At 69.9% G+C, this 26198-nt stretch carries 25 protein-coding genes; 19 read left to right on the forward strand and 6 right to left on the reverse strand.

The window, feature by feature from the left end; translation table 11 throughout:
* The first annotated feature begins 153 nt into the window (after window positions 1–153).
* The 15 genes from DEI96_RS09340 (at window position 154) to DEI96_RS09410 (ending at window position 14709) form a co-directional block, all read left to right on the forward strand.
* On the forward strand, window positions 154–387 hold the full coding sequence (locus DEI96_RS09340; protein ID WP_138803336.1) for a hypothetical protein: 234 nt from the start codon (window positions 154–156) through the stop codon (window positions 385–387).
* A gap of 172 nt (window positions 388–559) precedes the next feature.
* Window positions 560–1102 (forward strand): adenine phosphoribosyltransferase, encoded by a 543-nt coding sequence (locus tag DEI96_RS09345; protein WP_017887364.1) that lies wholly within the window; start codon window positions 560–562, stop codon window positions 1100–1102.
* A 123-nt stretch (window positions 1103–1225) separates the two neighbouring features.
* Entirely contained in the window at window positions 1226–3247 is a 2022-nt protein-coding gene (gene thrS / locus DEI96_RS09350) for a threonine--tRNA ligase (protein ID WP_110863745.1), read from the forward strand.
* On the forward strand, window positions 3247–3900 hold the full coding sequence (locus tag DEI96_RS09355; protein ID WP_258372927.1) for an HIT family protein: 654 nt from the start codon (window positions 3247–3249) through the stop codon (window positions 3898–3900). The genes thrS and DEI96_RS09355 overlap by 1 nt, the downstream gene beginning before the upstream one ends.
* Window positions 3901–3913: 13 nt before the next feature.
* Complete coding sequence (gene pdxS, locus DEI96_RS09360) at window positions 3914–4834, forward strand: pyridoxal 5'-phosphate synthase lyase subunit PdxS (RefSeq protein ID WP_017887361.1); 921 nt, start codon at window positions 3914–3916, stop codon at window positions 4832–4834.
* Window positions 4824–5435, forward strand: a complete 612-nt coding sequence (gene pdxT, locus DEI96_RS09365) for a pyridoxal 5'-phosphate synthase glutaminase subunit PdxT (protein ID WP_111024397.1) — start codon at window positions 4824–4826, stop codon at window positions 5433–5435. Before pdxS ends, pdxT begins: the two co-directional genes overlap by 11 nt.
* Window positions 5436–5554: 119 nt before the next feature.
* Window positions 5555–6322: a YebC/PmpR family DNA-binding transcriptional regulator gene (locus DEI96_RS09370; protein WP_017887357.1), complete on the forward strand. Its 768-nt coding sequence runs from the start codon at window positions 5555–5557 to the stop codon at window positions 6320–6322.
* 2 nt (window positions 6323–6324) lie between these two features.
* Window positions 6325–6972, forward strand: coding sequence for a crossover junction endodeoxyribonuclease RuvC (gene ruvC / locus DEI96_RS09375; protein ID WP_017887356.1), 648 nt, complete (start codon window positions 6325–6327; stop codon window positions 6970–6972).
* Window positions 6969–7589, forward strand: a complete 621-nt coding sequence (ruvA, locus tag DEI96_RS09380; RefSeq protein WP_111024398.1) for a Holliday junction branch migration protein RuvA — start codon at window positions 6969–6971, stop codon at window positions 7587–7589. Before ruvC ends, ruvA begins: the two co-directional genes overlap by 4 nt.
* Window positions 7586–8629: a Holliday junction branch migration DNA helicase RuvB gene (gene ruvB / locus DEI96_RS09385; protein ID WP_071403843.1), complete on the forward strand. Its 1044-nt coding sequence runs from the start codon at window positions 7586–7588 to the stop codon at window positions 8627–8629. The genes ruvA and ruvB overlap by 4 nt, the downstream gene beginning before the upstream one ends.
* A 90-nt stretch (window positions 8630–8719) precedes the next feature.
* Window positions 8720–9121, forward strand: coding sequence for a preprotein translocase subunit YajC (locus DEI96_RS09390; protein ID WP_111024399.1), 402 nt, complete (start codon window positions 8720–8722; stop codon window positions 9119–9121).
* 91 nt (window positions 9122–9212) lie between these two features.
* A complete protein-coding gene (secD, locus tag DEI96_RS09395; protein ID WP_111024400.1) occupies window positions 9213–10964 on the forward strand; it encodes a protein translocase subunit SecD in 1752 nt (583 codons plus the stop codon).
* Window positions 10964–11968 (forward strand): protein translocase subunit SecF, encoded by a 1005-nt coding sequence (gene secF / locus DEI96_RS09400; protein ID WP_111024401.1) that lies wholly within the window; start codon window positions 10964–10966, stop codon window positions 11966–11968. The genes secD and secF overlap by 1 nt, the downstream gene beginning before the upstream one ends.
* Window positions 11968–12315 carry a rhodanese-like domain-containing protein gene (locus DEI96_RS09405; protein WP_111024402.1) on the forward strand — a complete coding sequence of 116 codons (348 nt, stop codon included), beginning with the start codon at window positions 11968–11970 and terminating at the stop codon, window positions 12313–12315. The genes secF and DEI96_RS09405 overlap by 1 nt, the downstream gene beginning before the upstream one ends.
* Window positions 12316–12384: 69 nt before the next feature.
* Window positions 12385–14709, forward strand: a complete 2325-nt coding sequence (locus DEI96_RS09410) for a RelA/SpoT family protein (RefSeq protein ID WP_258372929.1) — start codon at window positions 12385–12387, stop codon at window positions 14707–14709.
* A 318-nt stretch (window positions 14710–15027) separates the two neighbouring features.
* Here DEI96_RS09410 and DEI96_RS09415 read toward each other — a convergent pair whose 3' ends face one another.
* The 3 genes from DEI96_RS09415 to deoC form a co-directional block, all read right to left on the reverse strand.
* Window positions 15028–15600 (reverse strand): type IV toxin-antitoxin system AbiEi family antitoxin, encoded by a 573-nt coding sequence (locus tag DEI96_RS09415; protein WP_181440568.1) that lies wholly within the window; start codon window positions 15598–15600, stop codon window positions 15028–15030.
* 186 nt (window positions 15601–15786) lie between these two features.
* Window positions 15787–16740, reverse strand: a complete 954-nt coding sequence (locus tag DEI96_RS09420; protein WP_111024429.1) for an ROK family protein — start codon at window positions 16738–16740, stop codon at window positions 15787–15789.
* Window positions 16741–16906: 166 nt separating this feature from the next.
* Window positions 16907–17638 carry a deoxyribose-phosphate aldolase gene (deoC, locus tag DEI96_RS09425; protein WP_111024404.1) on the reverse strand — a complete coding sequence of 244 codons (732 nt, stop codon included), beginning with the start codon at window positions 17636–17638 and terminating at the stop codon, window positions 16907–16909.
* Window positions 17639–17681: 43 nt separating this feature from the next.
* On the opposite strand from deoC, the gene DEI96_RS09430 reads away from it, so the two are divergent.
* The 4 genes from DEI96_RS09430 (at window position 17682) to DEI96_RS09445 (ending at window position 21864) form a co-directional block, all read left to right on the forward strand.
* On the forward strand, window positions 17682–19214 hold the full coding sequence (locus DEI96_RS09430; RefSeq protein ID WP_175330830.1) for an SDR family oxidoreductase: 1533 nt from the start codon (window positions 17682–17684) through the stop codon (window positions 19212–19214).
* Entirely contained in the window at window positions 19211–19795 is a 585-nt protein-coding gene (locus DEI96_RS09435) for a GDSL-type esterase/lipase family protein (RefSeq protein ID WP_071403838.1), read from the forward strand. The genes DEI96_RS09430 and DEI96_RS09435 overlap by 4 nt, the downstream gene beginning before the upstream one ends.
* 176 nt (window positions 19796–19971) lie before the next feature.
* Complete coding sequence (locus tag DEI96_RS09440) at window positions 19972–20262, forward strand: DUF6804 family protein (RefSeq protein WP_051596789.1); 291 nt, start codon at window positions 19972–19974, stop codon at window positions 20260–20262.
* Window positions 20263–20310: 48 nt separating this feature from the next.
* Window positions 20311–21864 (forward strand): stealth family protein, encoded by a 1554-nt coding sequence (locus tag DEI96_RS09445; protein WP_071403837.1) that lies wholly within the window; start codon window positions 20311–20313, stop codon window positions 21862–21864.
* Between the two features lie 444 nt (window positions 21865–22308).
* Here DEI96_RS09445 and DEI96_RS09450 read toward each other — a convergent pair whose 3' ends face one another.
* From DEI96_RS09450 to qcrA, 3 genes are all read right to left on the reverse strand, one after another.
* Complete coding sequence (locus tag DEI96_RS09450; protein ID WP_111024407.1) at window positions 22309–23268, reverse strand: phosphodiesterase; 960 nt, start codon at window positions 23266–23268, stop codon at window positions 22309–22311.
* Window positions 23269–23435: 167 nt separating this feature from the next.
* A complete protein-coding gene (gene qcrB / locus DEI96_RS09455; protein WP_071403835.1) occupies window positions 23436–25124 on the reverse strand; it encodes a cytochrome bc1 complex cytochrome b subunit in 1689 nt (562 codons plus the stop codon).
* Window positions 25124–26188, reverse strand: a complete 1065-nt coding sequence (gene qcrA, locus DEI96_RS09460) for a cytochrome bc1 complex Rieske iron-sulfur subunit (RefSeq protein ID WP_027465615.1) — start codon at window positions 26186–26188, stop codon at window positions 25124–25126. The genes qcrB and qcrA overlap by 1 nt, the downstream gene beginning before the upstream one ends.
* Between the last annotated feature and the right edge of the window lie 10 nt (window positions 26189–26198).

The following is a 26198-nucleotide window of genomic DNA, read 5'->3' on the forward strand; positions in this document are numbered from 1 at the left end:
CGGTGTCGACGAGCATTCCGCGATCGTTGTCCGAACATTTCCGGACCGTCCCGGAGTGCATTCTCACGCATTCAATTCCTGCTGCCCGCAACCCGGGCGGATTCGTCCTGCCCGACACCCGGGCAGCTCTGCCGTGCCCTGAAGGGGAACACCGTGTCCACGAAGACCACCACCCGTCCACCCGATACCCGCGCGGTGCGCCGCCGGGTCTCACTCGCCGACCGCATCGCACTCCGAGTCGGGATGTCGCTCATCATCTGGAGCCGACGCACCCGCAAGGAGCGGCCCGAGGTCGACCTCGCCACGCTGGCCCGCATGGAGCGGGAACGCCAGCAGCGCGAGGCCGACTGGATCACCCAGGGCGCCGCCATGCGGATGTGGCGCTGACCCGCGGCGCTGCGCGCCGACGCCACACCGTCGCACGCATGGTGCGAGGTTCCGTACTCGGTGACCGCCCCTCGGGGTGGCACCACGTCCGGGACCTCGCACCACGCCGGGCCACCCTGACACCGTGCGCCGACGTGTCGGACGCACCCCGGGCCTCCCGTACCGTTGGCGGGTGACCGAAACCGCAGCTGCACTCGTCGAACGCCTCACCGCCCTCGTGCCGGACTTCCCGAAGCCGGGGGTGCTCTTCCGCGACGTGACGCCGGTGTTCTCCGACGCCGTCGCGTTCGGCCGCGTGTGCGAAGCACTCGCCGCACCGTTCGCGGTCGGAGCCGGGTTCGACGCGGTCGCCGGCATCGAGGCCCGCGGCTTCGCGCTGGCCGGGGGCATCGCCGCCCAGCACCAGGTCGGCGTGCTCACCGTGCGCAAAGCGGGCAAGCTCCCCGGCGAGGTCCTCAGCGAGCAGTACGCGCTGGAGTACGGCGAGGCCGAGCTCGAACTGCGCCCCGGTCAGTTGCCGGCCGGTACGCGGGTGCTCGTCGTCGACGACGTCCTGGCCACCGGGGGGACCGGCGCGGCGACCATCACCCTGCTCGAGCGCGCCGGCTACCAGGCCATCGGGTTCGCCGCCCTGCTCGAGCTCGACGGCCTCAACGGGCGCGAGCGTCTCGAGCCGCGCCTGCCCGTCGCGACGCTCGGCGCCGTCCCGGCCTGAGCGCCGGCAACCGCGCGGTCAGGGCGGCACCCGCTCTCTCCACAGGCGCGTCCCCGGCGTCCGCACGCGAGCACGTCTCGCACTAGTCTTGACGCACCATTTCGATCGAGGAGTCCCATCATCGTGACCGAGTCAGTCGCACCCGCGCCCGCCGAGCTTCCCCAGGCACCCGAGCCCCGGACCGCGACGACGACCACGACCGGCACCGAGCTCTTCGACGGTGAGCGCGGCGTCGTCGCGATCCGCGTCGACGGCGTCCTGAAGGACCTCGCGGCGGACGTGCAGGCCGGTGAGACCGCCGAGGCCGTCACCCTGCAGGAGCAGGACGGGCTCGACATCCTCCGGCACTCGGCCGCCCACGTGCTGGCGCAGGCCGTGCAGCAGATCAACCCGGACGCCAAGCTCGGCATCGGGCCGCCCGTCACCGACGGCTTCTACTACGACTTCGACGTCGCCGAGCCCTTCACCCCCGAAGACCTCAAGGCGATCGAGAAGGGCATGGACCGCATCGTCAAGCAAGCCCAGCGCTTCCGTCGCGTGGTCGTCACCGACGAGCAGGCACGCGAGCTGATGGCGGGGGAGCCCTACAAGCAGGAGCTCATCGGTCTCAAGGGTGCGGCGTCCGACGGCGACTCCGGGGAGAGCGTCGAGGTCGGTGCCGGCGAGCTGACCGTGTACGAGAACGTCGACCCGAAGTCGGGCGAGGTGCTCTGGCAGGACCTCTGCCGCGGCCCGCACGTCCCGCACACCCGCTGGATCGGCAACGCCGCCAAGCTCATGCGGGTCGCCGCCGCGTACTGGCGCGGCTCCGAGAAGAACCCGCAGCTGCAGCGCATCTACGGCACCGCCTGGCCCGACAAGGACCAGCTCAAGGCGTACCTCGTGCGCCTCGAGGAAGCCGCCAAGCGCGACCACCGCAAGCTCGGCGCCGAACTCGACCTGTTCTCGTTCCCCGACGAGATCGGTTCCGGCCTGGCGATCTTCCACCCGAAGGGCGGCATCATCCGCCGCGAGATGGAGGACTACTCGCGCCGTCGGCACGAGGAGAACGGCTACTCGTTCGTCTACACGCCCCACATCACCAAGGGCGACCTGTTCGAGACCTCCGGGCACCTCGGCTGGTACAAGGACGGCATGTTCCCGGCCATGCACATGGACGAGGCGAAGGACGAGGACGGCAACGTCACCCGGCAGGGCGCCGACTACTACCTCAAGCCGATGAACTGCCCGATGCACATCCTGGCGTACCGGTCGCAGCCCCGCTCCTACCGCGACCTGCCGCTCCGGATGTTCGAGTTCGGCACGGTGTACCGCAACGAGAAGTCCGGCGTCATCCACGGCCTCACCCGCGTGCGCGGCCTGACCCAGGACGACGCGCACATCTTCACCACGCAGGAGAAGATGAAGGAGGAGCTGACCACGACCCTCGCGTTCGTGCTCTCGCTCCTGCGCGACTACGGCCTCGACGACTTCTACCTCGAGCTCTCCACGAAGGACCCGGAGAAGTACGTCGGTGACGACGAGGTCTGGGACGTGGCGACGGAGACCCTGCGCCAGGTCGCCGAGGAGTCCGGTCTCGAGCTCGTGCCGGACCCGGCCGGCGCCGCGTTCTACGGTCCGAAGATCTCCGTGCAGGCCCGCGACGCCATCGGTCGCACCTGGCAGATGTCGACCGTGCAGCTCGACTTCAACCTGCCCGAGCGCTTCGGCATCGACTACACCGCTGCCGACGGCTCGCGCCAGCGTCCGGTGATGATCCACCGCGCGCTGTTCGGCTCGATCGAGCGCTTCTTCGGGGTCCTCACCGAGCACTACGCGGGCGCGTTCCCGGCGTGGCTGTCGCCCGTCCAGGTCGTCGGCATCCCGGTCGCGGCCGAGTACGGCGACTACCTCGACGAGGTCATCGCGAAGCTCCGCGCGCACGGCGTCCGCGCCGAGGTCGACCACTCGGACGACCGCATGCAGAAGAAGATCCGCACGCACACCAAGGCGAAGGTGCCGTTCCAGCTCATCGCCGGTGGCGACGACCGTGACGCCGGCGCCGTCAGCTTCCGCTTCCGCGACGGCCGCCAGGACAACGCGGTGCCCGTCGACGAGGCCGTGGACCGCATCCTCACCGCGATCCGCGAGCGCACGCAGGTCTGATGGCACAGTCGGGAGGCCCGGAGCAGGTCCCGGGGACCGGTCACGTCGACGACGTGGCCGGCCCCACCGCCGCCGCGGGCTCCGAAGGCGCGGACACCGATCCGCTGGTGATCCGCGACGCGGCCACCGGTGCAGCCGTCCCGGACGCGTTCCAGCGGCTCTGGAACCCGCACCGGATGGCCTACATCGACGCCGGCCGCGAAGGCCGGGGACGCGGGCACGACGACGACTGCCCGTTCTGCGAAGCCCCGCGGAAGACCGACGAGGACGCCCTGATCGTGGCCCGCGGTGAGCACGCCTACGTGCTGCTCAACCTGTTCCCGTACAACAACGGGCACCTGCTCGTCTGCCCGTACCGGCACGTCCCGCTCTACGACGAGGCGACTCCGGACGAACTGCGCGAGATCGGCGAGCTGACCCAGACCGCGATGCGGGTGCTGCGCGAGGTCTCGCACTGCGACGGGTTCAACATCGGCATGAACCAGGGCGAGGTCGCCGGTGCCGGCGTGGCCGCACACCTGCACCAGCACATCGTCCCGCGGTGGCAGTCGGACGCGAACTTCTTCCCGATCATCGCCCGGACGAAGTCCATGTCGCAGTTGCTCGGCGAGACCCGTCGACTCGTCGCCGACGGGTGGCCCCGGGCGCACTAGACTGGTCGGCATCATGAGCGACAGCACCAGCACCTCCGGCACCCCTGGCACCTCGATCACCGGCTCCGACCGCGTCAAGCGCGGACTCGCCGAGATGCTCAAGGGCGGCGTGATCATGGACGTCGTCGACGCCGAGCAGGCCCGCATCGCGGAAGAAGCCGGTGCGACCGCCGTCATGGCCCTCGAGCGCGTCCCCGCTGACATCCGTGCGCAGGGCGGCGTCGCCCGCATGTCCGACCCCTCGATGATCGAGGAGATCATCGCCGCGGTGTCGATCCCCGTCATGGCGAAGGCACGCATCGGCCACTTCGTCGAGGCGCAGGTGCTGCAGGAGCTCGGTGTCGACTACATCGACGAGTCCGAGGTGCTGTCGCCTGCCGACTACGTGAACCACATCGACAAGTGGAAGTTCACCACCCCCTTCGTCTGCGGTGCCACCAACCTGGGCGAGGCGCTCCGACGCATCACCGAGGGCGCGGCCATGATCCGTTCCAAGGGCGAGGCCGGCACCGGTGACGTGTCCGAGGCCACCAAGCACATCCGCACCATCACCAAGGAGATCGCGGCGCTCCGCAACCTGCGTGACGACGAGCTCTACGTCGCCGCCAAGGAGCTCCAGGCCCCGATCGACGTCGTGCAGGAAGTCGCCCGCACCGGCAAGCTCCCCGTCGTCCTCTTCACCGCCGGTGGTGTCGCCACCCCGGCCGACGCCGCGATGATGATGCAGCTCGGTGCCGACGGTGTCTTCGTCGGTTCCGGCATCTTCAAGTCCGGCGACCCGGCAGCGCGTGCCGCCGCGATCGTCAAGGCGACGACCTTCCACGACGACCCCAAGGTCATCGCCGAGGTGTCCCGTGGTCTGGGCGAGGCGATGGTCGGCATCAACGTCGCCGACGTCCCCGCACCGCACCGCCTCGCCGAGCGTGGCTGGTAGTCCGACGAGCGGCGCTCGGCCCCGCATCGGGGTCCTGGCGCTGCAGGGTGACTTCCGCGAGCACATCGCCTCGCTGACAGAACTCGGCGCCGACGTGGTGCCGCTCCGTCGCCCCGAGGAGATCGAGACCCTCGACGGCGTCGTGATCCCCGGGGGCGAGTCGAGCGTGATGGACAAGCTGTCCCGGGCGTTCGGCGTCGCCGAGCCCCTCGCCGACGCGATCCGCGGTGGCCTGCCCACCTACGGCACCTGCGCCGGCATGATCATGCTGTCGTCGCGGATCACCGACGGCATCAGCGGCCAGCAGACCCTCGACGTGCTCGACACCACCGTGCGCCGCAACGCGTTCGGTGCGCAGAACGACTCGTTCGAGATCGACATCCCGATGCCCGACCTCGGCGAGGCCCCGGTGCACGCGGTGTTCATCCGGGCCCCCGTCGTGGAGCAGCGCGGCGACGACGTCCACGTCCTCGGCGCGTTGCCCGACGGCCAGGTCGTCGCCGTGCAGCAGGGCAACGTCATCGCGAGTGCGTTCCACCCCGAGGTCGCGGGCGAGGACCGCTTCCACCGCCGCTTCCTCGACCTGGTGCACAGCGCCTGAGGCGTGACCGTCCAGCCGTCGCACCGGTGGGACGGAAGCCGCGCCGCGCCTCCAGGCCGGTGTTCGGCCCACAGGGCCGCTAAACTGAGCGGGACTTTCCGCAAGACGCAAGGAGAACCGTGTCCGGGCATTCCAAGTGGGCAACGACCAAGCACAAGAAGGCGGTCATCGACCAGCGCCGTGCCAAGTCGTTCGCCAAGCTGATCAAGAACATCGAGGTCGCCGCGAAGATGGGCGGTGCCGACATGTCCGGCAACCCGACCCTGGTCGACGCCGTGCAGAAGGCGAAGAAGACCTCGGTCCCCAACGACAACATCGACCGCGCCGTCAAGCGCGGTGCCGGTCTCACGGGCGAGACCATCGAGTACACGACGATCATGTACGAGGGCTACGGCCCCAACGGCGTCGCGATGCTCATCGAGTGCCTCACGGACAACAAGAACCGTGCTGCGGCCGAGGTCCGGACCGCGATGTCGCGCAACGGCGGCACCATGGCCGACCCGGGCAGCGTCGCCTACAACTTCTCGCGCAAGGGCGTCATCTCGGTCACGAAGACCGACGGCCTCGACGAGGACACCGTGATGACCGCGGTGCTGGACGCCGGTGTCGAGGACGTCATCGACCAGGGCGGCGGCTTCGAGATCATCACCGAGGCGAGCGACCTGGTCGCCGCCCGCACCGCCCTGCAGGACGCTGGCATCGACTACGACTCCGCCGACGCCGAGTTCGTCCCCGGCCTCAAGGTCCCGGTCGACGCCGAGACCGCCCGCAAGGTGTTCCGCCTGATCGACGCGCTCGAGGACTCGGACGACGTGCAGAACGTCTACTCGAACTTCGACATCCCCGCGGACGTCCAGGCCGAGCTCGACGAGGACGAGGGCGAGTAACCGTGCTCCGTGTGCTCGGGGTGGACCCCGGGCTCACCCGGTGCGGCGTCGGCGTCGTCGAGGTCGCACCGAACCGGCGCGCACGACTCGTCCACGTGACGGTCGTGCGTACCCCGCCGGACATGCCGCTCGAGCAGCGGCTGCTCCGCATCGCCGACGGCATCGCCGCCGAGATCGACGAGCACCACCCGGATGCGGTCGCCGTCGAGCGGGTGTTCGCGCAGGCGAACGTCCGCACCGTGATGGGCACGGCGCAGGCGGCCGGCCTGGCGCTGCACGCCGCGGCCGCCCGCGGCCTGCCCGTCGGGCTGCACACCCCGTCCGAGGTCAAGGCCGCCGTCACCGGCTACGGCAACGCCGACAAGCGTCAGGTGCAGACCATGATCGCGCGCGTGCTCGGGCTCGACGAGGCCCCGAAGCCGGCCGACGCCGCCGACGCGCTCGCGTTGGCCGTGTGCCATGCCTGGAGGCTCGGATCACCCGACGCCGCCGGCTCGCGTGCCACGAACCTCACCCCGGCACAGCGCGCCTGGCGGGACGCCCAGGGCGGCACCACCGACTCGCCGCTGGCCCGCGCGGCCGCCGCCGCGGCCCGCCCGCAGCGTGGCAGGTCGGCGTCGTCGGTGGGCGGCCCTAGGCTCGGAGCATGATCGCGAGTCTCCGGGGCACCTGCATCGACATCGCCGGTTCGGCCGTGGTGATCGAGGTCGGGGGAGTCGGGTACGCCGTCACCGTGACCCCCGCGCACGCGCTGACGATGCGCCATGGGTCCGAGGTGTTCGTGCGCACCGCCATGATCGTGCGCGAGGACGAGCACCTGCTCTTCGGGTTCGAGTCGACCGACGCGCTGCAGGTGTTCGACCTGCTCCGCGGGGTCTCCGGCGTCGGCCCGAAGTCCGCGATGGGCGTCCTGGCCCACATGGACCCGGCGCAGGTCGCGAACGCCGTCGCGAACGAGGACGACGGTGCGTTCCGCAAGGTCTCCGGTATCGGCCCGAAGACCGCCAAGCTCATCATCGTCGCGCTCTCCGGCAAGCTCGTGGCCTTCGAGCAAGCCGCCGTGGTCGCCGCCGCACGGGGGACCGCAGTGCACCCCGCCGCGGTCGACGTCGTCTCGGCGCTCATCGGCCTCGGCTGGCGCGAGGACGCGGCACAGTCCGCGGTCGACGACGCCGTCGCCAACGAGCCCGGTGCCGCCGCGATGGGCACCCAGGCCCTGCTCCGCGCCGCCCTCGGTGCGCTCCGACCCGCGGCAGCCGGCCGGTGAGCGGCATCACGTCCGCCGGCGCCGAGTCGCAGGAGGAACTCGCGTTCGAAGGCGCGCTCCGGCCGCGCTCGCTCGACGAGTTCGTCGGGCAGCGCAAGGTCCGCGGGCAGCTCGACCTGCTCCTCAAGGCCGCGGGCATGCAGGAGCGCACGCCCGACCACATCCTGATGGCGGGTCCTCCCGGCCTCGGCAAGACCACGCTCGCGATGATCGTCGCGCACGAGACCGGCCGACCGCTGCGCATGTCGAGCGGGCCGGCGATCCAGCACGCCGGTGACCTCGCCGCCGTGCTGTCGTCCCTGGTCCCCGGTGAAGTGCTGTTCATCGACGAGATCCACCGCATGGCCCGCTCGGCAGAAGAGATGCTCTACCTGGCGATGGAGGACTTCCGCATCGACGTGATGGTGGGCAAGGGTGCGGGTGCCACGAGCATCCCGCTCGACCTCGCACCGTTCACGCTCGTCGGCGCCACCACCCGGGCCGGCCTGCTGCCGAACCCGCTGCGCGACCGCTTCGGCTTCACCGCCCACCTCGAGTTCTACGAGAAGGACGAGCTCGAGCAGGTCCTGATCCGTGCGGCCCACCTGCTCGAACTCGACATCGACCGGACCGCCCTGCGCGAGATCGCCGGACGCTCCCGCGGCACCCCGCGCATCGCGAACCGTCTGCTCCGCCGGGTGCGCGACTACGCCCTCGTGCACCGCACCACCGACGGCATGGCCGCGGTCCAGGGTGCACTCGACCTGTACGACGTCGACGAACTCGGGCTCGACCGGCTCGACCGGGCCGTGGTCGAGATCATGCTGACCCGGTTCGACGGGGGCCCGGTCGGCCTGAACACCCTCGCCGTCTCCGTCGGCGAGGAGTCCGAGACGATCGAGTCGGTCGTCGAACCGTTCCTCGTCCGGGTCGGTCTCGTGACGCGCACGCCCCGCGGGCGCATCGCCACACCACGTGCCTGGCGGCACCTCGGCCTCACCCCGGGACAGGCCGACGGCGGGCAGCCGGGGCTCTTCGACGACCAGGACACCGACGACTGAACGCCGATCAGTCGAGTGACATGCCACGGACACCGGCGTGCCCTAGACTGCTACGGCCCGAAACCGAGCAACCAGAGAAGGCAACGCATCATGGGTCAAGAAGTCATCCTCATCGTCATCGTCGTGGCGTTCGCGGCCTTCATGTTCTACAACAGCCGCAAGCGAAAGAAGCAGCAGGCCGAACTCGTGGACAAGATGGTCCCCGGCGCCAAGGTCATGCTGTCCTTCGGCCTGTACGGCACGCTCCTCTCCGTGAACGAGGAGAAGGTCACCGCTGACGTCGAGATCGCACCGGGGACCGTCGTCACCGTGCACCGTCAGACCCTGTCGCGCGTCGTCGACGACAACGCTTCCGACGTCGAGACCACCACGACCACCGAGGACGAGCCGAAGCCGGTGGCCGAGCTCAACGGTGAGCCGGTCTACGGCGAGCGTGTCGACACCGACCGCGTCGACGAGACCGACGCCACGAAGCGCAAGTCCGACGACTGACGCCCTCGGCCGCCGGGTCGTCTGATCCGGCGGCTTCCTCTTGCCGTCGCACGGTGTGCCGACGGTCCTGAACAGAAAGACGAGACGACCGGTGGCACGATCGACACCCGTCAAGAAGGCGCTGCGCTCGCTCACCTGGTTGGTGATCCTGATGGCGATCCTCGCCGGCCTGAACACCGCCGCGTCGGTCCTCGCCGGCTCTTCGAAGGACGACACTGACAAGTGGTACCAGGGCGCGAGCTGGGTACCCGAGCTGGCTCTGGACCTGCAGGGCGGCACGCAGCTGACCCTCGCGGCGCAGAACACCGAGGGCGACTCCGTCACCTCGCAGCAGCTGCAGCAGGCGGTGAACATCATCCGTCAGCGCATCGACGCCACCGGTGTCTCCGAGTCCGAGATCAACACCCAGGGCGCGAACAACATCGTCGTCTCGATCCCGGGTCGACCCGACAAGGCCACGATCGACCGCATCGAGGCAGCCGCCAAGCTGACCTTCCGTCCGGTGCTCTTCACGGAGGCCGCCTCGAGCTCGGCCGTCGGTGGCGACGGCAAGGGCACCGCGTCGCCGACGCCCTACTCGCCCCCGGCATCGCTCGCCGCGACGCCGAGCGCGAAGCCGTCGAACGCGAGCGACCTGAACTGGGTCACGCCGAAGCTCCAGGACCTGTACACCAACTACAACTGCGCAGCGCCGGACGACATCACCGCGGCACCCGATGACGAGCCCCTCGTCACCTGTGACCAGACGGGCGCGGCGAAGTTCATCCTCGGACCGGTCGAGGTCCTCGGCGCCGACGTCAGCAACGCCACCTCGGGTCTCGCCACCGACTCACAGGGCACTTCGACTGGCCAGTGGGCCGTCAACCTGACGTTCAACGGTGAGGGCTCCAAGGACTTCCGCACCGTCACGAACCGTCTCGTGTCGCTCCAGCAGCCGCAGAACCAGTTCGCGATCGTGCTCGACGGCACGGTGATCGAAGCCCCGACGACGAACTCGGCGATCACCAACGGCAAGGCGCAGATCAGCGGGAACTTCACCGCCGAGTCCGCCAAGACCCTCGCCGACCAGCTCAAGTACGGTGCGCTGCCGATCAACTTCCAGGTGCAGTCGAACGAGAACATCTCGGCGACGCTCGGCACCGCGCAGCTCATCGGTGGCCTCGTCGCCGGTCTGATCGGCCTGATCCTCGTGATCATCTACTCCGTGATCCAGTACCGCGCCCTGGCGTTCGTCACCGTGCTGTCGCTCGGGATCGCCGCCGTGCTCACGTACCTCGTGATCGCGATCATGTCGTGGCGCGTCGACTACCGCCTGTCGTTGGCCGGTGTGGCGGGTCTGATCGTCGCCATCGGCATCACGGCGGACTCGTTCATCGTCTACTTCGAGCGCATCCGTGACGAACTCCGTGACGGACGCGCCCTCGAGAGCGCGGTCGAGTCCGGCTGGAAGCGCGCGCTCCGCACGATCCTGGCCTCCGACGCGGTGAACTTCCTCGCCGCCGTCACGCTCTACGTACTCGCGGTCGCGGACGTGAAGGGCTTCGCGTTCACGCTGCTCCTGACGACCCTCATCGACATCGTGGTGGTCGCGCTCTTCACCCACCCGATGATGCAGCTCATCGCCCGCAGCCGGTTCTTCGGCGAGGGGCACCGGTTCAGCGGTCTCGACCCGGCAGCACTCGGTGCCGTCTACCGGGGGCGCGCACAGTTCCGCGCACCCGTCGTGGACGGCAAGCGCCAGCGCAGTGCCGGTGAGGCACAGCGCCGACAGACGATCGCGGAACGGAAGGCCCAGCAGGCCTCCGGCGACAACGGCTCGACGCCGGACGGGAAGGACGACTGATGGCCAGCTTCAGCCAGTTCGGCAGCGACCTCTACACGGGGAAGCGGTCGTACGACATCATCGGGCGCCGGAAGACCTGGTACCTCATCGCCCTGGCGATGATCGTGATCTCGCTCGTCACGCCGTGGCTGCGTGGCGGGTACCAGCTCGGCATCGAGTTCACCGGCGGCTCGGAGTTCACGATCTCCGACGTCAAGTCGCTCGACCAGAGCATCGCGACCGAAACGGTCGAGGGCGTCGTCGCCGACACCATCCCTCGTGTCTCGCAGCTCGGCACGCACGGCATCCGCGTGCAGACCGGGCAGCTCACCGACGCCCAGACGACCGACGTGCAGGACGCCCTGGCCAAGGCCTACGACGTCCCGGAGAGTCAGGTCGCCGCGACCTTCATCGGCGCGACGTGGGGTGCCGACGTCCTCGCGCAGGCCATCCGTGGTCTCGTGATCTTCCTCGCCCTCGCCGCGGTCTTCATGACGCTGTACTTCCGCACCTGGAAGATGTCGCTGTCCGCGATGGCGGCGCTGCTGCACGACCTGCTCATCACGGCGGGCGTGTACGGCATCGTCGGGCTCGAGGTCACGCCCGCGGCGGTGATCGGCTTCCTGACGATCCTCGGCTACTCGCTCTACGACACCGTGGTGGTCTTCGACAAGGTGCGCGAGAACACCGCGCAGGAGTCGATCCGCACCTTCAAGCAGTCGGTCAACCTCGCGGTCAACCAGACGCTCGTCCGATCGATCAACACCTCGGTCGTGGCGCTGCTGCCGGTCGCGGCGATCCTCTTCATCGGGTCGTACGTGCTCGGCGCCGGTACTCTGCGCGACATCTCGCTCGCGCTGTTCATCGGCATCATCGTCGGCACCTACTCGACGATCTTCATCGCGTCGCCGATGTACGCGCAGCTGCGCGAGAACGAGCCGAAGATCAAGGAGTCGGACGCCAAGAAGACCGCGGCGGCCGAGAAGCGTCGGCGCGAGGTCGACGCAGCAGAGGCGATCGTCTGATGCCCATCGAGATCCAGGAGATCGACGTCGCCGAGGCCCAGCGCCGCATCGACGCCGGAGCCCGCCTGTTCGACGTCCGCGAGCAGGGGGAGTGGGACGAGGTCCACGCTCCCCAGGCCACGCTCGTGCCGATGTCGGAGTTCGTGGACCGCTGGCAGGAGATCGACGGCGGCGACCAGCCGGCCATCATCGTCTGCCACTCCGGCGGCCGTTCGTCGCGCATCGTCGCGGCGCTCGAGCAGTCGGGGGTCCCGGCCGTCAACCTCTCCGGCGGCATGCTCGCCTGGGAGCAGGCGGGGGCACCGGTGGAGCGCGACGCCGAGGGCGAACCGCGTCACGGGCACTGACCGGGGACGCGTAGTCTTGTCGGATCGAGCTCGGATCGAGCTCTCGGACCGAGTCCTGGGAGGCGCATCATGACGGACACCCGCGAAGAGCCGTCCGCGCCGAGCCGCCCGGGTTCCGCCCCGCGGCCCTCGAGCCCGATCGGTCCGAACACCACCGGCAACCTCGGTTCCCTCCGCTCGCTGCTGCCGCGCCTGTTCTCGCGCGCCCAGCCGGCCGGCGCCGTGGACACGTTGATCCGCACGGTCCGCTCGCACCACCCCAAGGCCGACGTGACGCTCATCGAGCGGGCCTACTCGGTCGCCGAGCGCGCGCACGACGGGCAGAAGCGCAAGTCCGGTGAGCCGTACATCACGCACCCCGTCGCGGTCGCGCAGATCCTGGCCGACCTCGGCATCGGCACGATCACCATCGCGGCTGCGCTCCTGCACGACACGGTGGAGGACACCGACTACCAGCTCGATCAGCTGCGGGCCGACTTCGGCGACGAGATCGCGATGCTCGTCGACGGCGTCACGAAGCTCGACAAGGTCAAGTACGGCGACAGCGCGCAGGCCGAGACCGTCCGCAAGATGGTCATCGCGATGTCGAAGGACATCCGTGTCCTCGTCATCAAGCTCGCCGACCGCCTGCACAACGCCCGCACGTGGGGCTTCGTCGAGTCGACCTCCGCCACGCGCAAGGCGAAGGAGACGCTCGAGATCTACGCGCCGCTCGCGCACCGGCTCGGCATCCAGATGATCAAGCTCGAGCTCGAGGACCTGTCGTTCGCGGTCCTGCACCCGAAGCTCTACGTCGAGATCGACAGCCTGGTCAAGGAACGCCAGCCGAAGCGCGAGCAGTTCGTCCAGAACGTCATCGGCACCCTGAAGAAGGACCTGAAGGCCGCCAAGGTCCGCGGCGACGTCATGGGTCGGCCGAAGCAGTACTACTCGATCTACCAGAAGATGATCGTGCGGGGTCGTGAGTTCGACGAGATCTACGACCTCGTCGGCATCCGCGTGCTCGTGCCGACCGTGCGCGACTGCTACGCCATGCTCGGCTCGGTGCACGCCCGCTGGACCCCGCTGCCCGGTCGCTTCAAGGACTACATCGCGACCCCCAAGTTCAACCTGTACCAGTCGCTGCACACCACGGTGCTCGGACCGCAGGGTCGTGCGGTCGAGATCCAGATCCGCACGCACGAGATGCACCAGCGCGCCGAGTTCGGTGTCGCCGCCCACTGGAAGTACAAGCAGCGCGCTGCCGGACGTGACGCCGGTACCTCGTCGACCACGGACGACCAGGACATGGCGTGGCTCGCCCACATCACCGACTGGCAGGCCGAGACCAGCGACCCGGGCGAGTTCCTCGACTCCCTGCGCTACGAGATCGGCGCCAAGGAGACGTACGTCTTCACGCCGCAGGGCAAGGTCATCGGGCTCCCCGCGGGAGCCACCCCGGTCGACTTCGCCTACGCCGTGCACACCGAGATCGGCCACCGCACGATGGGTGCGAAGGTCAACGGCCGCCTGGTGCCGCTCGAGAGCCAGCTGTCCAGTGGCGACGTCGTCGAGATCTTCACGTCGAAGAACCCCGACTCCGGTCCCTCGCAGGACTGGCTGCAGTTCGTCCGCAGCCCCCGCGCGCGCAACAAGATCAAGCAGTGGTTCACCAAGGAGCGCCGCGAAGAGGCGATCGAGCAGGGTCGCGACGCCATCGCCCGGGCGATGCGCAAGCAGAACCTGCCGCTCCAGCGCATCATGAGCCAGGACAGCATCGCCGAGGTCGCCTCATCGATGCGGTACGAGGACGTCGCCGCTCTGTACGCCGCCATCGGCGAGGGCCATGTCTCGACGCAGTCGGTGATCGAGAAGGTCCTCGGCAACGTCCAGACCGAGACCGAGACGGACGAACCCGAACTCGCGTTCCCGCGCCAGGTCACCAGTCGCCAGCTGCGCACGAGCGACAGCGGCGTGCTGGTCCGCGGTGCACCCGACATCCTCGTGAAGCTCGCGAAGTGCTGTACGCCGGTGCCGGGCGACCAGATCGTGGGCTTCATCACCCGCGGCCAGGGCGTCTCGGTGCACCAGTCGTCGTGCACCAACGTGAAGTCGCTCATGAACGAGCCCGACCGGATGATCGAGGTCGAGTGGGCCCCGTCGTCGAAGTCGGTGTTCCTGGTGCAGATCCAGATCGAGGCGCTCGATCGGTCGGGCTTGCTCAGCGACGTCACCCGGGTGCTGACGGACCACCACGTGAACATACTGTCCGCGACGGTGTCGACCTCGTCCGACCGTCTCGCGCTGAGCCGGTTCGTGTTCGAGATGGGCGACACCATCCACCTCGACCGTGTGCTCAACGCAGTGCGACGCATCGACGCCGTCTACGACGTCTACCGCGTCAGCGCCGGCTAGCGGCCCCGCCCCGCGCGGCCCCTCCGTCGACCGGTCACGAACTGTCGCCTGCGGCACTGCCAACCGACGGTTCTTGACCACTCGGCGGAAGCGAGCGCGGTGTCGTGACCGCCCGCACGCGCCGGACCGGGAGGCCCGTGGCGGCCCCGCCCCGGGCCTCCCGCCCGCCGACCGGTCACGAATCGTCGCGCGGGCACCGTCGACCGGTCACGAACCGTCGGCTGCGGCCCTGCCAACCGACGGTTCTTGACCACTCGGCGGACGTGAGCGGGGTGTCCTGACCACCTGCACATGCACCCGCACCCCGCGCCCACCCCGCTACCGCACAGCACCCCCAGCCGCGCCCTCCAGCCCCCGCAGCCGCCGCTCGGCCTGCCGCACCATGGGGATCGTCCCGAGGGACCGCAGGCGCGCCCGCAGCTCGGCAGCCGTGACCACCCCGATCGCGAGCAGCCCGTGCACGGCCGTCGCCTCGGCCTCCCCGAACGCACCGGCCGTCGGCCCCGGCGTCCGGAGCAGGTCGACCGCGGTCCGCGCCGGCAGTGTGACCCGCAGCAGCGAGCGCTCGACGGTGTCGTCGACGTCGATCCGGACCTCCCGCAGGCGCACGTCCGGCCCGACGTGGACGCGGATCTGCGGCGGGATGCAGGCCTCGAGCGGCACCGGCGGCCGCGACACCGCGCCCCAGATCCACGCGGCGGTCAGGGTGCAGGCGATCAGCCGCGCGTCCCGCAGGACCCAGGCGGCAGCGGCGGCGCGCAACGACGGCGTCTGCGGCTCAGCGGGGGAGGCCCAGCAGGGACCGACCGCGACCAGCTCACCGGCCAGGACCGCCGCACGCAGCTCGGATTCCGGCCAGTCGTCACTGGTCAGCAGTCGCGGGCGGGGCACCCGCACATCCTGCCCGACCTGCGCACGCGACCGACAGGCCTGTGGACAAGCCACCGCCCGGCCGGGAGGCCCGTGGCGGCCCCGCACCGCGCCTCCAGGCCGTCGCCGGTCACGTCCACGGCGTGGGCCGCGTCGACGACGCAGCCCACTGACGGCCGCACCCCGGATCGGGCGCGACGCGCGTGCTCAGCGCAGGACGTCGGCGCGGTGCACGAGCGCCGCGGCACCGATCAGCGGACCGTCCTGGGACAACCCGGTCGGCACGATCTGCACCTTCGTGACGAAGCCGAACTCGACGCGCTCCGCCACGGCCTGCCGGGCGTACTCGAACAGGTCCGGGGTGACGTGCGAGAACCCGCCGCCGATGGCGACGATCTCGAGGTCGACCAGGCTCGTGGCGGCGGCGATGGCCTGCCCGAGGGCACGGCCGCTCCGCTGGATCGCTGCGACGGCGATCTCGTCACCGGCGGCGTACGCGGCCGAGAGCTCCTCGCCGGTCGTGCCCGCGAAGCCCTGACGACGTGCCCAGGCCACGGTCTTCGGGCCGCTGGCGATCGCCTCGAGGCAACCGGTGCCGCCGCAGGCGCAGGGGTCGTCGTAGCCGCCGCACTCGACGTGGCCGATGTGGCCGGCGTTGCCCGTCGGTCCGCTGACGGTGCGACCGTGCAGGATCAGCCCACCGCCGACACCCGTGGAGACGATCATGCCCATGACGTGCTCGTAGCCCTGGGCCGCGCCGACCCAGTGCTCGGCGAGGGTGATCGCCAGGCCGTCCATGCGGAGCGTCACCGGGACGTCGTCCGGCACGAGCGCCGCGATCCGGTCGCGCAGCGGGTGACCACGCCAGACCGGCATGTTGAGCGGGGAGACGAGGCCGTGCTCCTCGTCGACCGGGCCGGCGGAACCGACGCCGACGCCGACGAGCGTCGCGTCGGCGGGCAGCGCGCCGAGCGCGGCCGTGACGACCTCGTCGACGGCGGCCTGCAGCTCGTCCGAGGTGCGCTGCGGCCCGGTGGGGCTGCGGAACCGGGTCGCCGGCAGCACGACGCCCTGGTCGGTGACGAGCGCGGCCTCGACCTTCGTGCCGCCGAGGTCGACGGCCAGGGCGAGGGCGGGGGACTGGGGTGCGGTGCTGGACATGCGCGCTCCGATGCGGCGGTCTGGAGGCACGGTGCGGTTCGCCGAAGCGTCGTCGCGTCCGGTGGGCACCGGCCTGGTCGTGGTGGGTCGTGCTGGGTGCGTGGGCTGGCTCAGCTGGGCTGGCTCAGCCGGGTGGGCTCAGCCCCGTCGGCTCAGCCCCGTGGGTTCAGTAAGACGTCGTGTCGTCGCCGAGCGCCGACGCGGCGCCCGTCTCGGCGCGGTGCGCGACCTCGTCGAGGATGCGGGCCGAGGCGCTCGTGCCGATGCGGTCGGCGCCCGCCTCGACCATCTCGAGCAGGGTGTCGAGGCCACGGACGCCGCCGGAGGCCTTCACGCCGGTGTCGGCACCGACCGTGCGGCGCATGAGGGCGATGTGCTCGGCCGTCGCGCCACCGCCGGCGAACCCGGTCGAGGTCTTCACGAAGGCGGCGCCGGCGGTCTGTGCCGCACGCGCCGCCGCGACGATCTCGTCATCGGTCAGGAACGCGGTCTCGAGGATCACCTTGACCACGGTGTCGCCCGCGGCGTCGACGACCGCACGGACGTCCTGCTCGACGCGCTGCCAGTCGCCCGACTTCGCGGCGCCGATGTTCTGCACCATGTCGAGCTCGAACGCGCCGTCGGCCAGGGCCTGCAGCGACTCGGCGACCTTCGCGGCGGTGGACGTGGTGCCGTGCGGGAAGCCGATCACGGTGCCGACGCCGACTCCGGTGCCCGTGAGGCGCTCGACGGCGTGGGCGACGTCGCTCGGACGGACGCAGACGCTGAAGACGCGGTGGGCGGCGGCTTCGTCGAGCTGGGCGTCGACGTCCGCGCGGGTGAGTTCGGGCTTCAGGATCGCGTGGTCGATGAGGCCACGGACGGCATCGACGGTGACGGGGAAGGCTGCGTTGTCCACCCGGCAAGCCTACCCGTCAGGCGTGCCGCGTAGCGTGCAGGGCATGCAGGTCCTCGTCACCGGCGCCACCGGGTACATCGGTGGTCGTCTCGTCCCTCGTCTCCTCGAAGCCGGCCACTCCGTCCGGGTGTTCGTGCGCAACCCCCGGAAGCTCCAGGACGTCCCCTGGAGCAGTGAGGTCGACGTCGCGGAGGGCGACCTCCAGGACGCCGAGGCGGTACGCGCCGCCGTCGACGGGATCGAGGCGGTCTACTACCTGGCCCACGCGATGGGGGCCGACGGCGACTTCGAGTCGGCCGAGCGCGAGGCCGCCGAGACCATGGCGCGCGAGGCGAAGGCGGCCGGCGTCAGCCGGTTCGTCTACCTGGGCGGGCTGCACCCGGACGGCGAGCTGTCCAAGCACCTCCGCAGCCGCAAGGAGGTGGGGGAGATCCTCCTCGGCTCGGGCGTGCCGACGGTGGCGTACCAGGCCGGGGTCGTGATCGGCTCGGGCAGCACCTCGTTCGAGATGATCCGGCACCTGACCGACGTCCTGCCGTGGATGCCCGCGCCGCGCTGGGTCCGCAACCACATCCAGCCGATCGCGGTCCGCGACGTCCTGTACTACCTGGTCGCCGCGCTCGACGTCCCCGCCGACGTCAACCGCACCTTCGACATCGGCGGCCCCGACGTCCTGCGGTACGGCCAGATGCTGAACGGCTACGCGGTCGAGGCGAAGCTGCCCCAGCGCCCGATCACGGTCCTGCCGGTGCTCACCCCGCGCCTCGCCGCGCACTGGTTCAACGCCGTCACCCCGATCCCGCGCAAGCTCGCGACGCCGATCATCGAGTCGCTGCAGTTCGAGTGCGTGCAGCGCGAGCACGACATCGACGACGTCGTGCCGCAGCCCGAGGGCGGGCTCACCTCGTACCGTCGGGCCGTCCGCCTCGCGCTCAACAAGATGCGCAGCGGTCAGGTCCAGACGAGCTGGCGCAGCGCGACGCTCTCGAGCGCCTCGGCCGACCCGATGCCGAACGACCCCGACTGGGCCGGGCACACGGTCTACGTCGACGACCGGAAGCGGCACTCCAGTGCTTCCGCCGAGGACGTCTGGCGCGTCGTCGAGTCGATCGGCGGCGACAACGGCTGGTACTCGTTCCCGCTCGCCTGGGTCGCCCGCGGCTGGATGGACAAGATCGCCGGCGGCGTCGGCCTGAACCGCGGCCGGCGTGACCAGCAGCGTCTGGAGCAGGGCGACGCGCTCGACTGGTGGCGCGTCGAACGGCTGGAGCGCGGCCGGTACCTGCGGCTCCGCGCCGAGTTCAAGTCACCCGGTCGTGCGTGGCTCGAGATGACCGTCACACCGAACCCCGACGGCGGCAGCGACTACCACCAGCGGGCGATCTACTTCCCGCAGGGCTTGGCCGGGCGGCTGTACTGGTACGGCATCCTGCCGTTCCACGGCGTCATCTTCCCCGGTATGGTCGAGCGCATCACCGCCGCCGCCGAGCGGGAGTCCGACCACACCGAGTCCACGCAGCGCAACCGGACGCAGCAGACCGGGACCCCCGAGCCGGCGCACGAGGAGGCAGCATGACCGACGACCGCAGCCCCGTCCTCTTCCTGGGGGACAGCATCACCGAACAGGGCGACTGGGACACCTGGCTCCCCGACGAGCACACGCTGAACCAGGGCATCGGTGGCGACACGACCGACGGCGTGCTGACGCGCCTCGACGCCGTCGTCGCCGAACAGCCCGAGGTGATCGTGCTGCTCATCGGCACGAACGACTTCGGCAACCACCGCGCGAGCGCCGAGCACGTGGTCCGCAACGTCGAGACCATCCTGGTCACGCTCCGCCGCGAGCTGCCGGGCGTGCGCCTGCTGCTCGTGTCGATCCTGCCCCGGCAGGCCGAGTACGCGACGAAGATCGAGCAGGCCAACCGGCACCTCCGCCAGTTCGTCGCCACGTGCCACGCGCAGTACCTCGACGCCTGGCCCGCCCTGGCCGACGGCGACCACCTGGACGCCCGCTTCACCGAGGACGGCCTGCACCTGACCGAAGACGGCTACCGCGCGCTGGTCGGTGAGCTGGTGCCGGCGCTCGAGCGCGTCCGCGACCTGCCGCCGATGTCGCGGTCGATCCAGGCGATCGACCTCGACGGCTCCGCGGACTGATGGCCGCACGCAAGGGGCGGCCCCCGGTGGGGTCGTCCCAGCACGGCGTGCCCGCAGGGTCCCCGCGACCCGCAGGGGCACCGCGACCCGCAGGGGCACCGCGACCCGCAGCCACCGCACCGGCCAGCGGTACCCGTGCCACGCCGCCCTTCACCCGGCCCGCGCTGGCGCCGTCGATGATCGCGGCGATCGTGCTGCTGGCCTGTGTCGCCATCGTCGACTCGTCGGGCTTCGTCTTCGCCCGCTGGGGCGTCACGGTGCTCGCGTTGATCGTGCTGGTCTTCAGCGTGCGCGGCAAGGTCTGGTGGGCCGCCCTGCTCATGGCCGCCGTCGCCGTCTGCTGGAACCCGCTCGTCACGGTGCCGATCCCCGGACAGGTGTGGGCGGCACTGCAGCTGGTGGCCGCCGCGCTGTTCATCGTGGTGGGCATCGTGGTCAAGGTGCCCCGCGAGTCGGACGGACGGTAGGATCGGCAGGTCGGGTACAGGACCCGGCCGCACACCCGAAGGGCATGGATGAACGACGAGACCGAGCCGGTGACCGAGAGTCCTCTGCTGAACCCTCGACCGTCCTCCGGCGGTCTCGACCGATCCGACGTCGTCGTCCGCAAGGGGCGACTGACCCTGATCAACGGACACCTCACGCCGCAGCAGTCGATGATCGAGGACCTGCTGTTCCTCGACGACGCACTCACCGCGGCTGACGTCGACCACCTGCTCATCCGCGGCAACGACCAGCGGCCGGTGATCGCCCTCGACGAGCGTGACCGTCAGCGCGCCGAGAGCGCCGTGATGTCCGCGGCCGTCAACGAGCCCTTCTACGCGAAGCCCCCGGGCAAGCCGGCCGTGCTCGTGCAGGACGACGGACTCGGCTCCGTCGAAGAACCCGTGCTCCGCGTGTTCCGCCCGCGGCTCGAGCCGCTCGGACGCCTGCGCTACGGCGCAGAGACGAGCGTCCAGCTCGAGTTCTGGCGCGTCACCGACATCGAGGTCCTCGCACCTGTCGAGAACGCCCTGATGCGTCGCAGTCTACCGATCGACGAGTTCGTCCTCGTCGACATCGAGCGCTACGGCCGCACCTGGCGCACCGTCGAGCACATGTTCGACGATCATGTGTCGGACATCCGGTTCCCGATCGACATCGTCTTCTCGTGGGTCGACGGCAACGCCATCGAGTACCAGCGCGCCCGCCAGGCCGCACAGTCGAACGCGGTCCTGGGCGAGGGCGACGACGCCCCGGCCCGCTTCCGCCAGATCGACGAGCTGAAGTACGCGCTCCGCTCGGTGCACACCTTCGCGCCGTGGATCCGCCAGATCTACATCGCGACGGACTCCCCGGCGCCGCACTGGCTCGCCGAGCACCCGAAGGTCCGCATCGTCCGCAGCGAGGAGTTCTTCGCCGACCCGTCCGTGCTGCCGACGCACAACTCGCAGGCCGTCGAGTCGCAGCTGCACCACATCCCGGGCATCAGCGAGCACTTCATCTACTCGAACGACGACATGTTCTTCGGGCGCCTCGTCGACCCGTCGGTGTTCTACAGCCCGGGTTCGGTCACGAAGTTCATCCTCGCGTCGACCCGGATCGGCCTCGGCTCCAACAACCCGGCACGGAGCGGTTTCGAGAACTCCGCCCGCGTGAACCGTCGCCTGCTGCAGCAGCGCTTCGGTGCGGTGACGACGCGGCACCTCGAGCACGCGCCGACGCCCCTGCGCGCCTCGATCATGACCGAGATGGAGCACGAGTTCGCCGACGAGTTCGCGGCCACTGCGGCATCCCGCTTCCGCGCCGCCGACAACATCTCGGTGACGAACTCGCTGTACCACTACTACTCGCTGCTCACCGGTCGGGCGATCATCCAGGAGAACGCGGCCGTCGGGTACATCGACACGACCATGGTCTCCGGACTCAAGGCCCTCGACGAGCTGCTGAAGAAGCGGAACGTGGACTTCTTCTGCCTGAACGACGGCAGCTTCCCGGAGGTCAGCGACGAAGAGCGCACGCAGCGCGTCACGGGCTTCCTGGAGCGCTACTTCCCGTTCCCCGCGCCGTGGGAGCGCCCCAGCGCTTAGGACGCGCCAGCGGCCTGCTGGGAGCGCCCCAGCGCTCAGGACGCGCCAGCGGCCTGCTGGGAGCGCCCCAGCGCTCAGGACGCGCCAGCGGCCTGCTGGGGCGATCCGGGCGAGCCTGCGAGCCCGGCGCCGGAACCCAGCCAGCTGGTTCGCACGCCACCGCACGCCGACCGGTCACGACCCCCCGCCACCCCCACGCCGAACGGTCGCAACCCGTCGCCTCCGCCTTCTGCAACCAACAGAACATGACCACGCGACACAGCACACGCGGTGAGTCGTGACCAGCCCGCGGGCCGGGAGGCGCGAGTCGGCCCCGCCACGGGCCTCCCGGCCGCCTCACGATGGCTCCGCCACCGCGGGCGCGCCCGCGCCCACACTTGGTGAGCAGAAGAGGTCGGGTCCGCATGACGGACCCGACCTCTTCTGCACTCGAAGTGCGCGACGCTACCGGTGGACGGGGGAGACGGGCACCGAGTCGAGCGTGAACACCGGGATGCTCGAGGTGACCGGTGCCGGCTCGACGGCCGCAGGGATCGTCACGCCGTGCGCGGCGAGCTTCGCCTCGGTCTCGAGCGCGGAGACGGGCTGTCCGACCGTGGCGTAGTGCCCGATCGGCACGACCGAGTGCACGACGTTGTGGCCGTAGACGTGCACGAGGTTGAACGACTGCGCACCGTCTCGCCCGCGGGTGCCGCCCTGGAACTCCGTGAGGTCTTGGGTGTAGCAGGTGGCGCTGGCGACGGACACCGGGATGCCGGCGAAGACGGCACTGGTCGAGTAGTGCAGGTGCCCGGCGATGATGGCGAGGACGTCGCTGCCCTCGACGACCTCGGCCAGGGCCTGTTGGTCGCGGAGCTCGACGAGGACGGTGAGGTCCTGGACGCTCGGCACCGGCGGGTGGTGCATCGCGAGGATGGTGCCGTGCAGCGCGGCTTCGGACAGGACCTCGGCGAGCCAGTCGAGCTGCTCGGGGGAGACCTCACCGTGGTGGTGACCCGGCACGCTCGTGTCGAGGGTGATCACGCGGAGGCCGTTGACGTCGTAGACGAAGTCGACCGGACGATCGGTGGGCTGCAGGCCGAAGAGCTCCTGGCGGAAGGCGCCGCGCTCGTCGTGGTTGCCCATCGCCCAGATGACCTGTGCGCCGATGCGCTGCGCGGCCGGCTCGAGGATCTCACGGACACGGGCGTACGCGCCCGGCTCGCCCTTGTCGGCTACGTCGCCGGTGACGACGATCGCTTCGGGACGCGTGCCCGAGGCTTCGATGTCCGCGACGATCTGCGTGAGCCGAGCGGCGGAGTCGACATCGCCGTACAGGTCGCGGCCCCCGGAGACGAGGTGCGTGTCGCTGAGGTGGAGGAGGAAGTGGTTCGGCCTGGGGTGTTCGGCCGTCCGGCTGTCCATCGGGGTCTCATTCCGTTGGCGGATGCGTGGTGCAACACGTTGCCACACCGTCCTGGACGAGTCCAGCACGCGAGAGTGAACCAGCCGTGAACTGGGGGCGGCGTGTTGCCCTGTGCACGAAGAAACCCCCGCCACTTCGTGACGGGGGTTGCTTCGTGCGCTACCGATCAGTGATCGCCGGGGCCGACCTGGGGAGCCTGGTGGCCACCCTCGAGGTTCGGGCCGTGGTGCGCGGCGTGTGCTGCCTCGAGCTCTGCCTTCGAGACCGGCTCGATGCGGTCTTCGAAGAAGAAGCGGGAGACGCCGGCGCGGACCTTCTGCAGACCCGTGATCTTGCCCTTGGCGTTCGGGCGGATCATCAGCGGCTTGTACTCGTTGAACTGCAGGAGCTTCCACCGCTCGTACTCGTCGAGCTGCTCGTGCACCTCGATGTACTCGCCGTGGGGGAGTCGGACGATGCGGCCCGACTCGTAGCCGTGCAGGACGATCTCGCGGTCCTTCTTCTGGAGGGCGAGGCAGACACGCTTCGTGATCCAGAAGGCGATGAACGGACCGAGGACCGTCGTTGCCTGGATCACGTGGATCACGTGTTCGATCGACACCAGGAAGTGCGTCGCGATGATGTCCGACGAGGCTGCTGCCCACAGGCTGGCGTAGAGCGTGATGCCAGCGGCACCGAACGCCGTGCGCGTCGGGGCGTTGCGCGGGCGGTCGAGGATGTGGTGCTCACGCTTGTCGCCCGTGACCCACGCCTCGATGAAGGGGTAGAGCAGGATCGCCAGGATGAGCAGCACCAGGACCGCGATCGGCGCCAGGATGTTGAACGACACCGTGTAGCCGAACCACACGACCTCCCAGTGCGGCGGGACCAGTCGGAGCGCACCGTCGGCGAAGCCGATGTACCAGTCGGGCTGGGTACCGGCGGACACCGGGGAGGGGTCGTACGGGCCGTAGTTCCAGATCGGGTTGATCGTGAACAGCGACGCGATGAGGGCCAGGATGCCCGCGACGATGAAGAAGAACCCACCGGCCTTCGCGGCGAACGCCGGGAGGATCGGGACACCGACGACGTTCTCGTTGGTCTTGCCCGGGCCGGCGAACTGCGTGTGCTTGTTGATCACGACGAGCACGAGGTGGACACCGAGCACCGCGACGAGGATCGCCGGCAGCAGCAGGATGTGCAGCGTGTACAGGCGGCCGACGATGTCGGTCCCCGGGAACTCGCCACCGAACAGCAGGTAAGCGATCCAGACGCCGATGACCGGGACACCCTCGATCATGCCGACGATGATCCGCAGACCGTTTCCGGAGAGCAGGTCGTCGGGGAGCGAGTAACCGGTGAAGCCCTCGGCCATGGCGAGGACCCAGAGCAGGAACCCGAAGACCCAGTTGAGCTCACGCGGCTTGCGGAAGGCACCGGTGAAGAACACGCGGGCCATGTGCAGCATGATCGACGCCACGAACAGCAGGGCTGCCCAGTGGTGGACCTGGCGGACGAAGAGCCCGCCGCGGATGTCGAACGAGATGTCGAGCGTGGACTGCAGGGCCGTCGACATCGCCACGCCCTTGAGCGGGACGTACGAGCCGTTGTAGACGACCTCGGTCATGGACGCCTGGAAGAAGAACGTCAGGAAGGTCCCGGAGAGCAGCACGACGACGAAGCTGTACAGCGCCACCTCGCCGAGCATGAAGCTCCAGTGGTCCGGGAAGATCTTGCGGCCGACTTCCTTGACGAGGCCCGAGATGCTGGTGCGCTCGTCGATGTAGTTGGCGACCCCGCCGATGATGCGGGATCCGCGCTCCGGCGCCGGCTTGTTCGTCGACGTGTTCGGTGCGGTGGTGGTGGTGCTGGTCATCAGCGTTCACGCTCCCAGAAGGACGGTCCGACCGGCTCGTGGAAGTCGCTCTGGGCAACCAGGTAGCCGTCGTCGTCGATCGCGATCGGAAGTTGGGGGAGGGGGCGTGCTGCCGGACCGAAGATGACCTCGCAGTTGTTCGAGACATCGAAGGTGGACTGGTGGCACGGGCACAGCAGGTGGTGCGTCTGCTGTTCGTAGAGCGCGACGGGGCAACCGACGTGGGTGCAGATCTTGGAGTACGCGACGATGCCGTCGTAGCCCCAGTTCTCGTGGCCCTTGGACGGGTTGAGGTCCTTCGGGTCGAGACGCATGAGGAGGACGGAGGCCTTGGCCTTCTCCTCCAGCATGTGCTCGGACTCGAGCATGCCCTCTGGGATGACGTGGAACACCGAACCGATGGTGACGTCGGAGGCCTTGATCGGCAGACCCGTCGGGTCCTTCGTCAGGCGCAGGCCCTGCTTCCAGAAGGTGTGGCGGAGCAGCTCGTTGGGGTCCTCAGCCGGAGCGAGGTCGCGGACCAGGACGATGCCGGGGAGGGGGAACGCGGCCAGGGCACCGATCATCGAGTTGCGGATCAGCTTGCGACGGCTGAAGCCCGACTCCTTGTCGGCGAGCTGGAACGCCTCGACGGCCTTGGCGCGGGTCGCGTCGGTGCCGCGGGTGCCGTGACGGAGCTCGGTGATCTCGCGGTCGACGACGAGCGACTTCGACCAGTAGACGGCGCCGAGGCCGAGGGCGAGGAGCGCGAGGGCGATCGACAGGCCCAGGAAGAGGTTCGCGGTGCGGACCGTCCCGAAGTCGCTCGGGTCGATCGGGAAGGCGACGTACGCCGCGATCGACAGGACGCTGCCGACGATCGACAGGTAGAAGTACGCGGCGACCTGGCGCTCGGCCAGACGCTGCTTCTTCGGGTCGACGTCGGTGCGACGCGGGCGGTGCGGCGGCTCGCCCGGGTTCTCGAACGGGTCGACGGGGAGGACCGCGATCCCGGGGGAGGTGGTCGTGCCGTGCTTCTCGACAGCCGAGGACGAGTTCAGCGTCTCGTCGTCGTGCTCTGCCATGGTGTTCCCT

This window comes from Curtobacterium sp. MCLR17_031 (genome assembly GCF_003234775.2).
In the GTDB taxonomy this organism is placed as follows: Bacteria; Actinomycetota; Actinomycetes; order Actinomycetales; family Microbacteriaceae; genus Curtobacterium; species Curtobacterium flaccumfaciens.

Coding starts and splice junctions, on each gene's coding strand:
- DEI96_RS09355 (WP_258372927.1), top strand. CDS start 3,247: ATGGCACAGTCGGGAGGCCCGGAGCAGGTCCCGGGGACCGGTCACGTC.
- pdxS (WP_017887361.1), top strand. CDS start 3,914: ATGAGCGACAGCACCAGCACCTCCGGCACCCCTGGCACCTCGATCACC.
- ruvA (WP_111024398.1), top strand. CDS start 6,969: ATGATCGCGAGTCTCCGGGGCACCTGCATCGACATCGCCGGTTCGGCC.
- DEI96_RS09390 (WP_111024399.1), top strand. CDS start 8,720: ATGGGTCAAGAAGTCATCCTCATCGTCATCGTCGTGGCGTTCGCGGCC.
- secF (WP_111024401.1), top strand. CDS start 10,964: ATGGCCAGCTTCAGCCAGTTCGGCAGCGACCTCTACACGGGGAAGCGG.
- DEI96_RS09405 (WP_111024402.1), top strand. CDS start 11,968: ATGCCCATCGAGATCCAGGAGATCGACGTCGCCGAGGCCCAGCGCCGC.
- DEI96_RS09410 (WP_258372929.1), top strand. CDS start 12,385: ATGACGGACACCCGCGAAGAGCCGTCCGCGCCGAGCCGCCCGGGTTCC.
- DEI96_RS09420 (WP_111024429.1), bottom strand. CDS start 16,740: ATGTCCAGCACCGCACCCCAGTCCCCCGCCCTCGCCCTGGCCGTCGAC.
- DEI96_RS09430 (WP_175330830.1), top strand. CDS start 17,682: ATGCAGGTCCTCGTCACCGGCGCCACCGGGTACATCGGTGGTCGTCTC.
- DEI96_RS09435 (WP_071403838.1), top strand. CDS start 19,211: ATGACCGACGACCGCAGCCCCGTCCTCTTCCTGGGGGACAGCATCACC.
- DEI96_RS09440 (WP_051596789.1), top strand. CDS start 19,972: ATGATCGCGGCGATCGTGCTGCTGGCCTGTGTCGCCATCGTCGACTCG.
- DEI96_RS09445 (WP_071403837.1), top strand. CDS start 20,311: ATGAACGACGAGACCGAGCCGGTGACCGAGAGTCCTCTGCTGAACCCT.
- DEI96_RS09450 (WP_111024407.1), bottom strand. CDS start 23,268: ATGGACAGCCGGACGGCCGAACACCCCAGGCCGAACCACTTCCTCCTC.
- qcrB (WP_071403835.1), bottom strand. CDS start 25,124: ATGACCAGCACCACCACCACCGCACCGAACACGTCGACGAACAAGCCG.
- qcrA (WP_027465615.1), bottom strand. CDS start 26,188: ATGGCAGAGCACGACGACGAGACGCTGAACTCGTCCTCGGCTGTCGAG.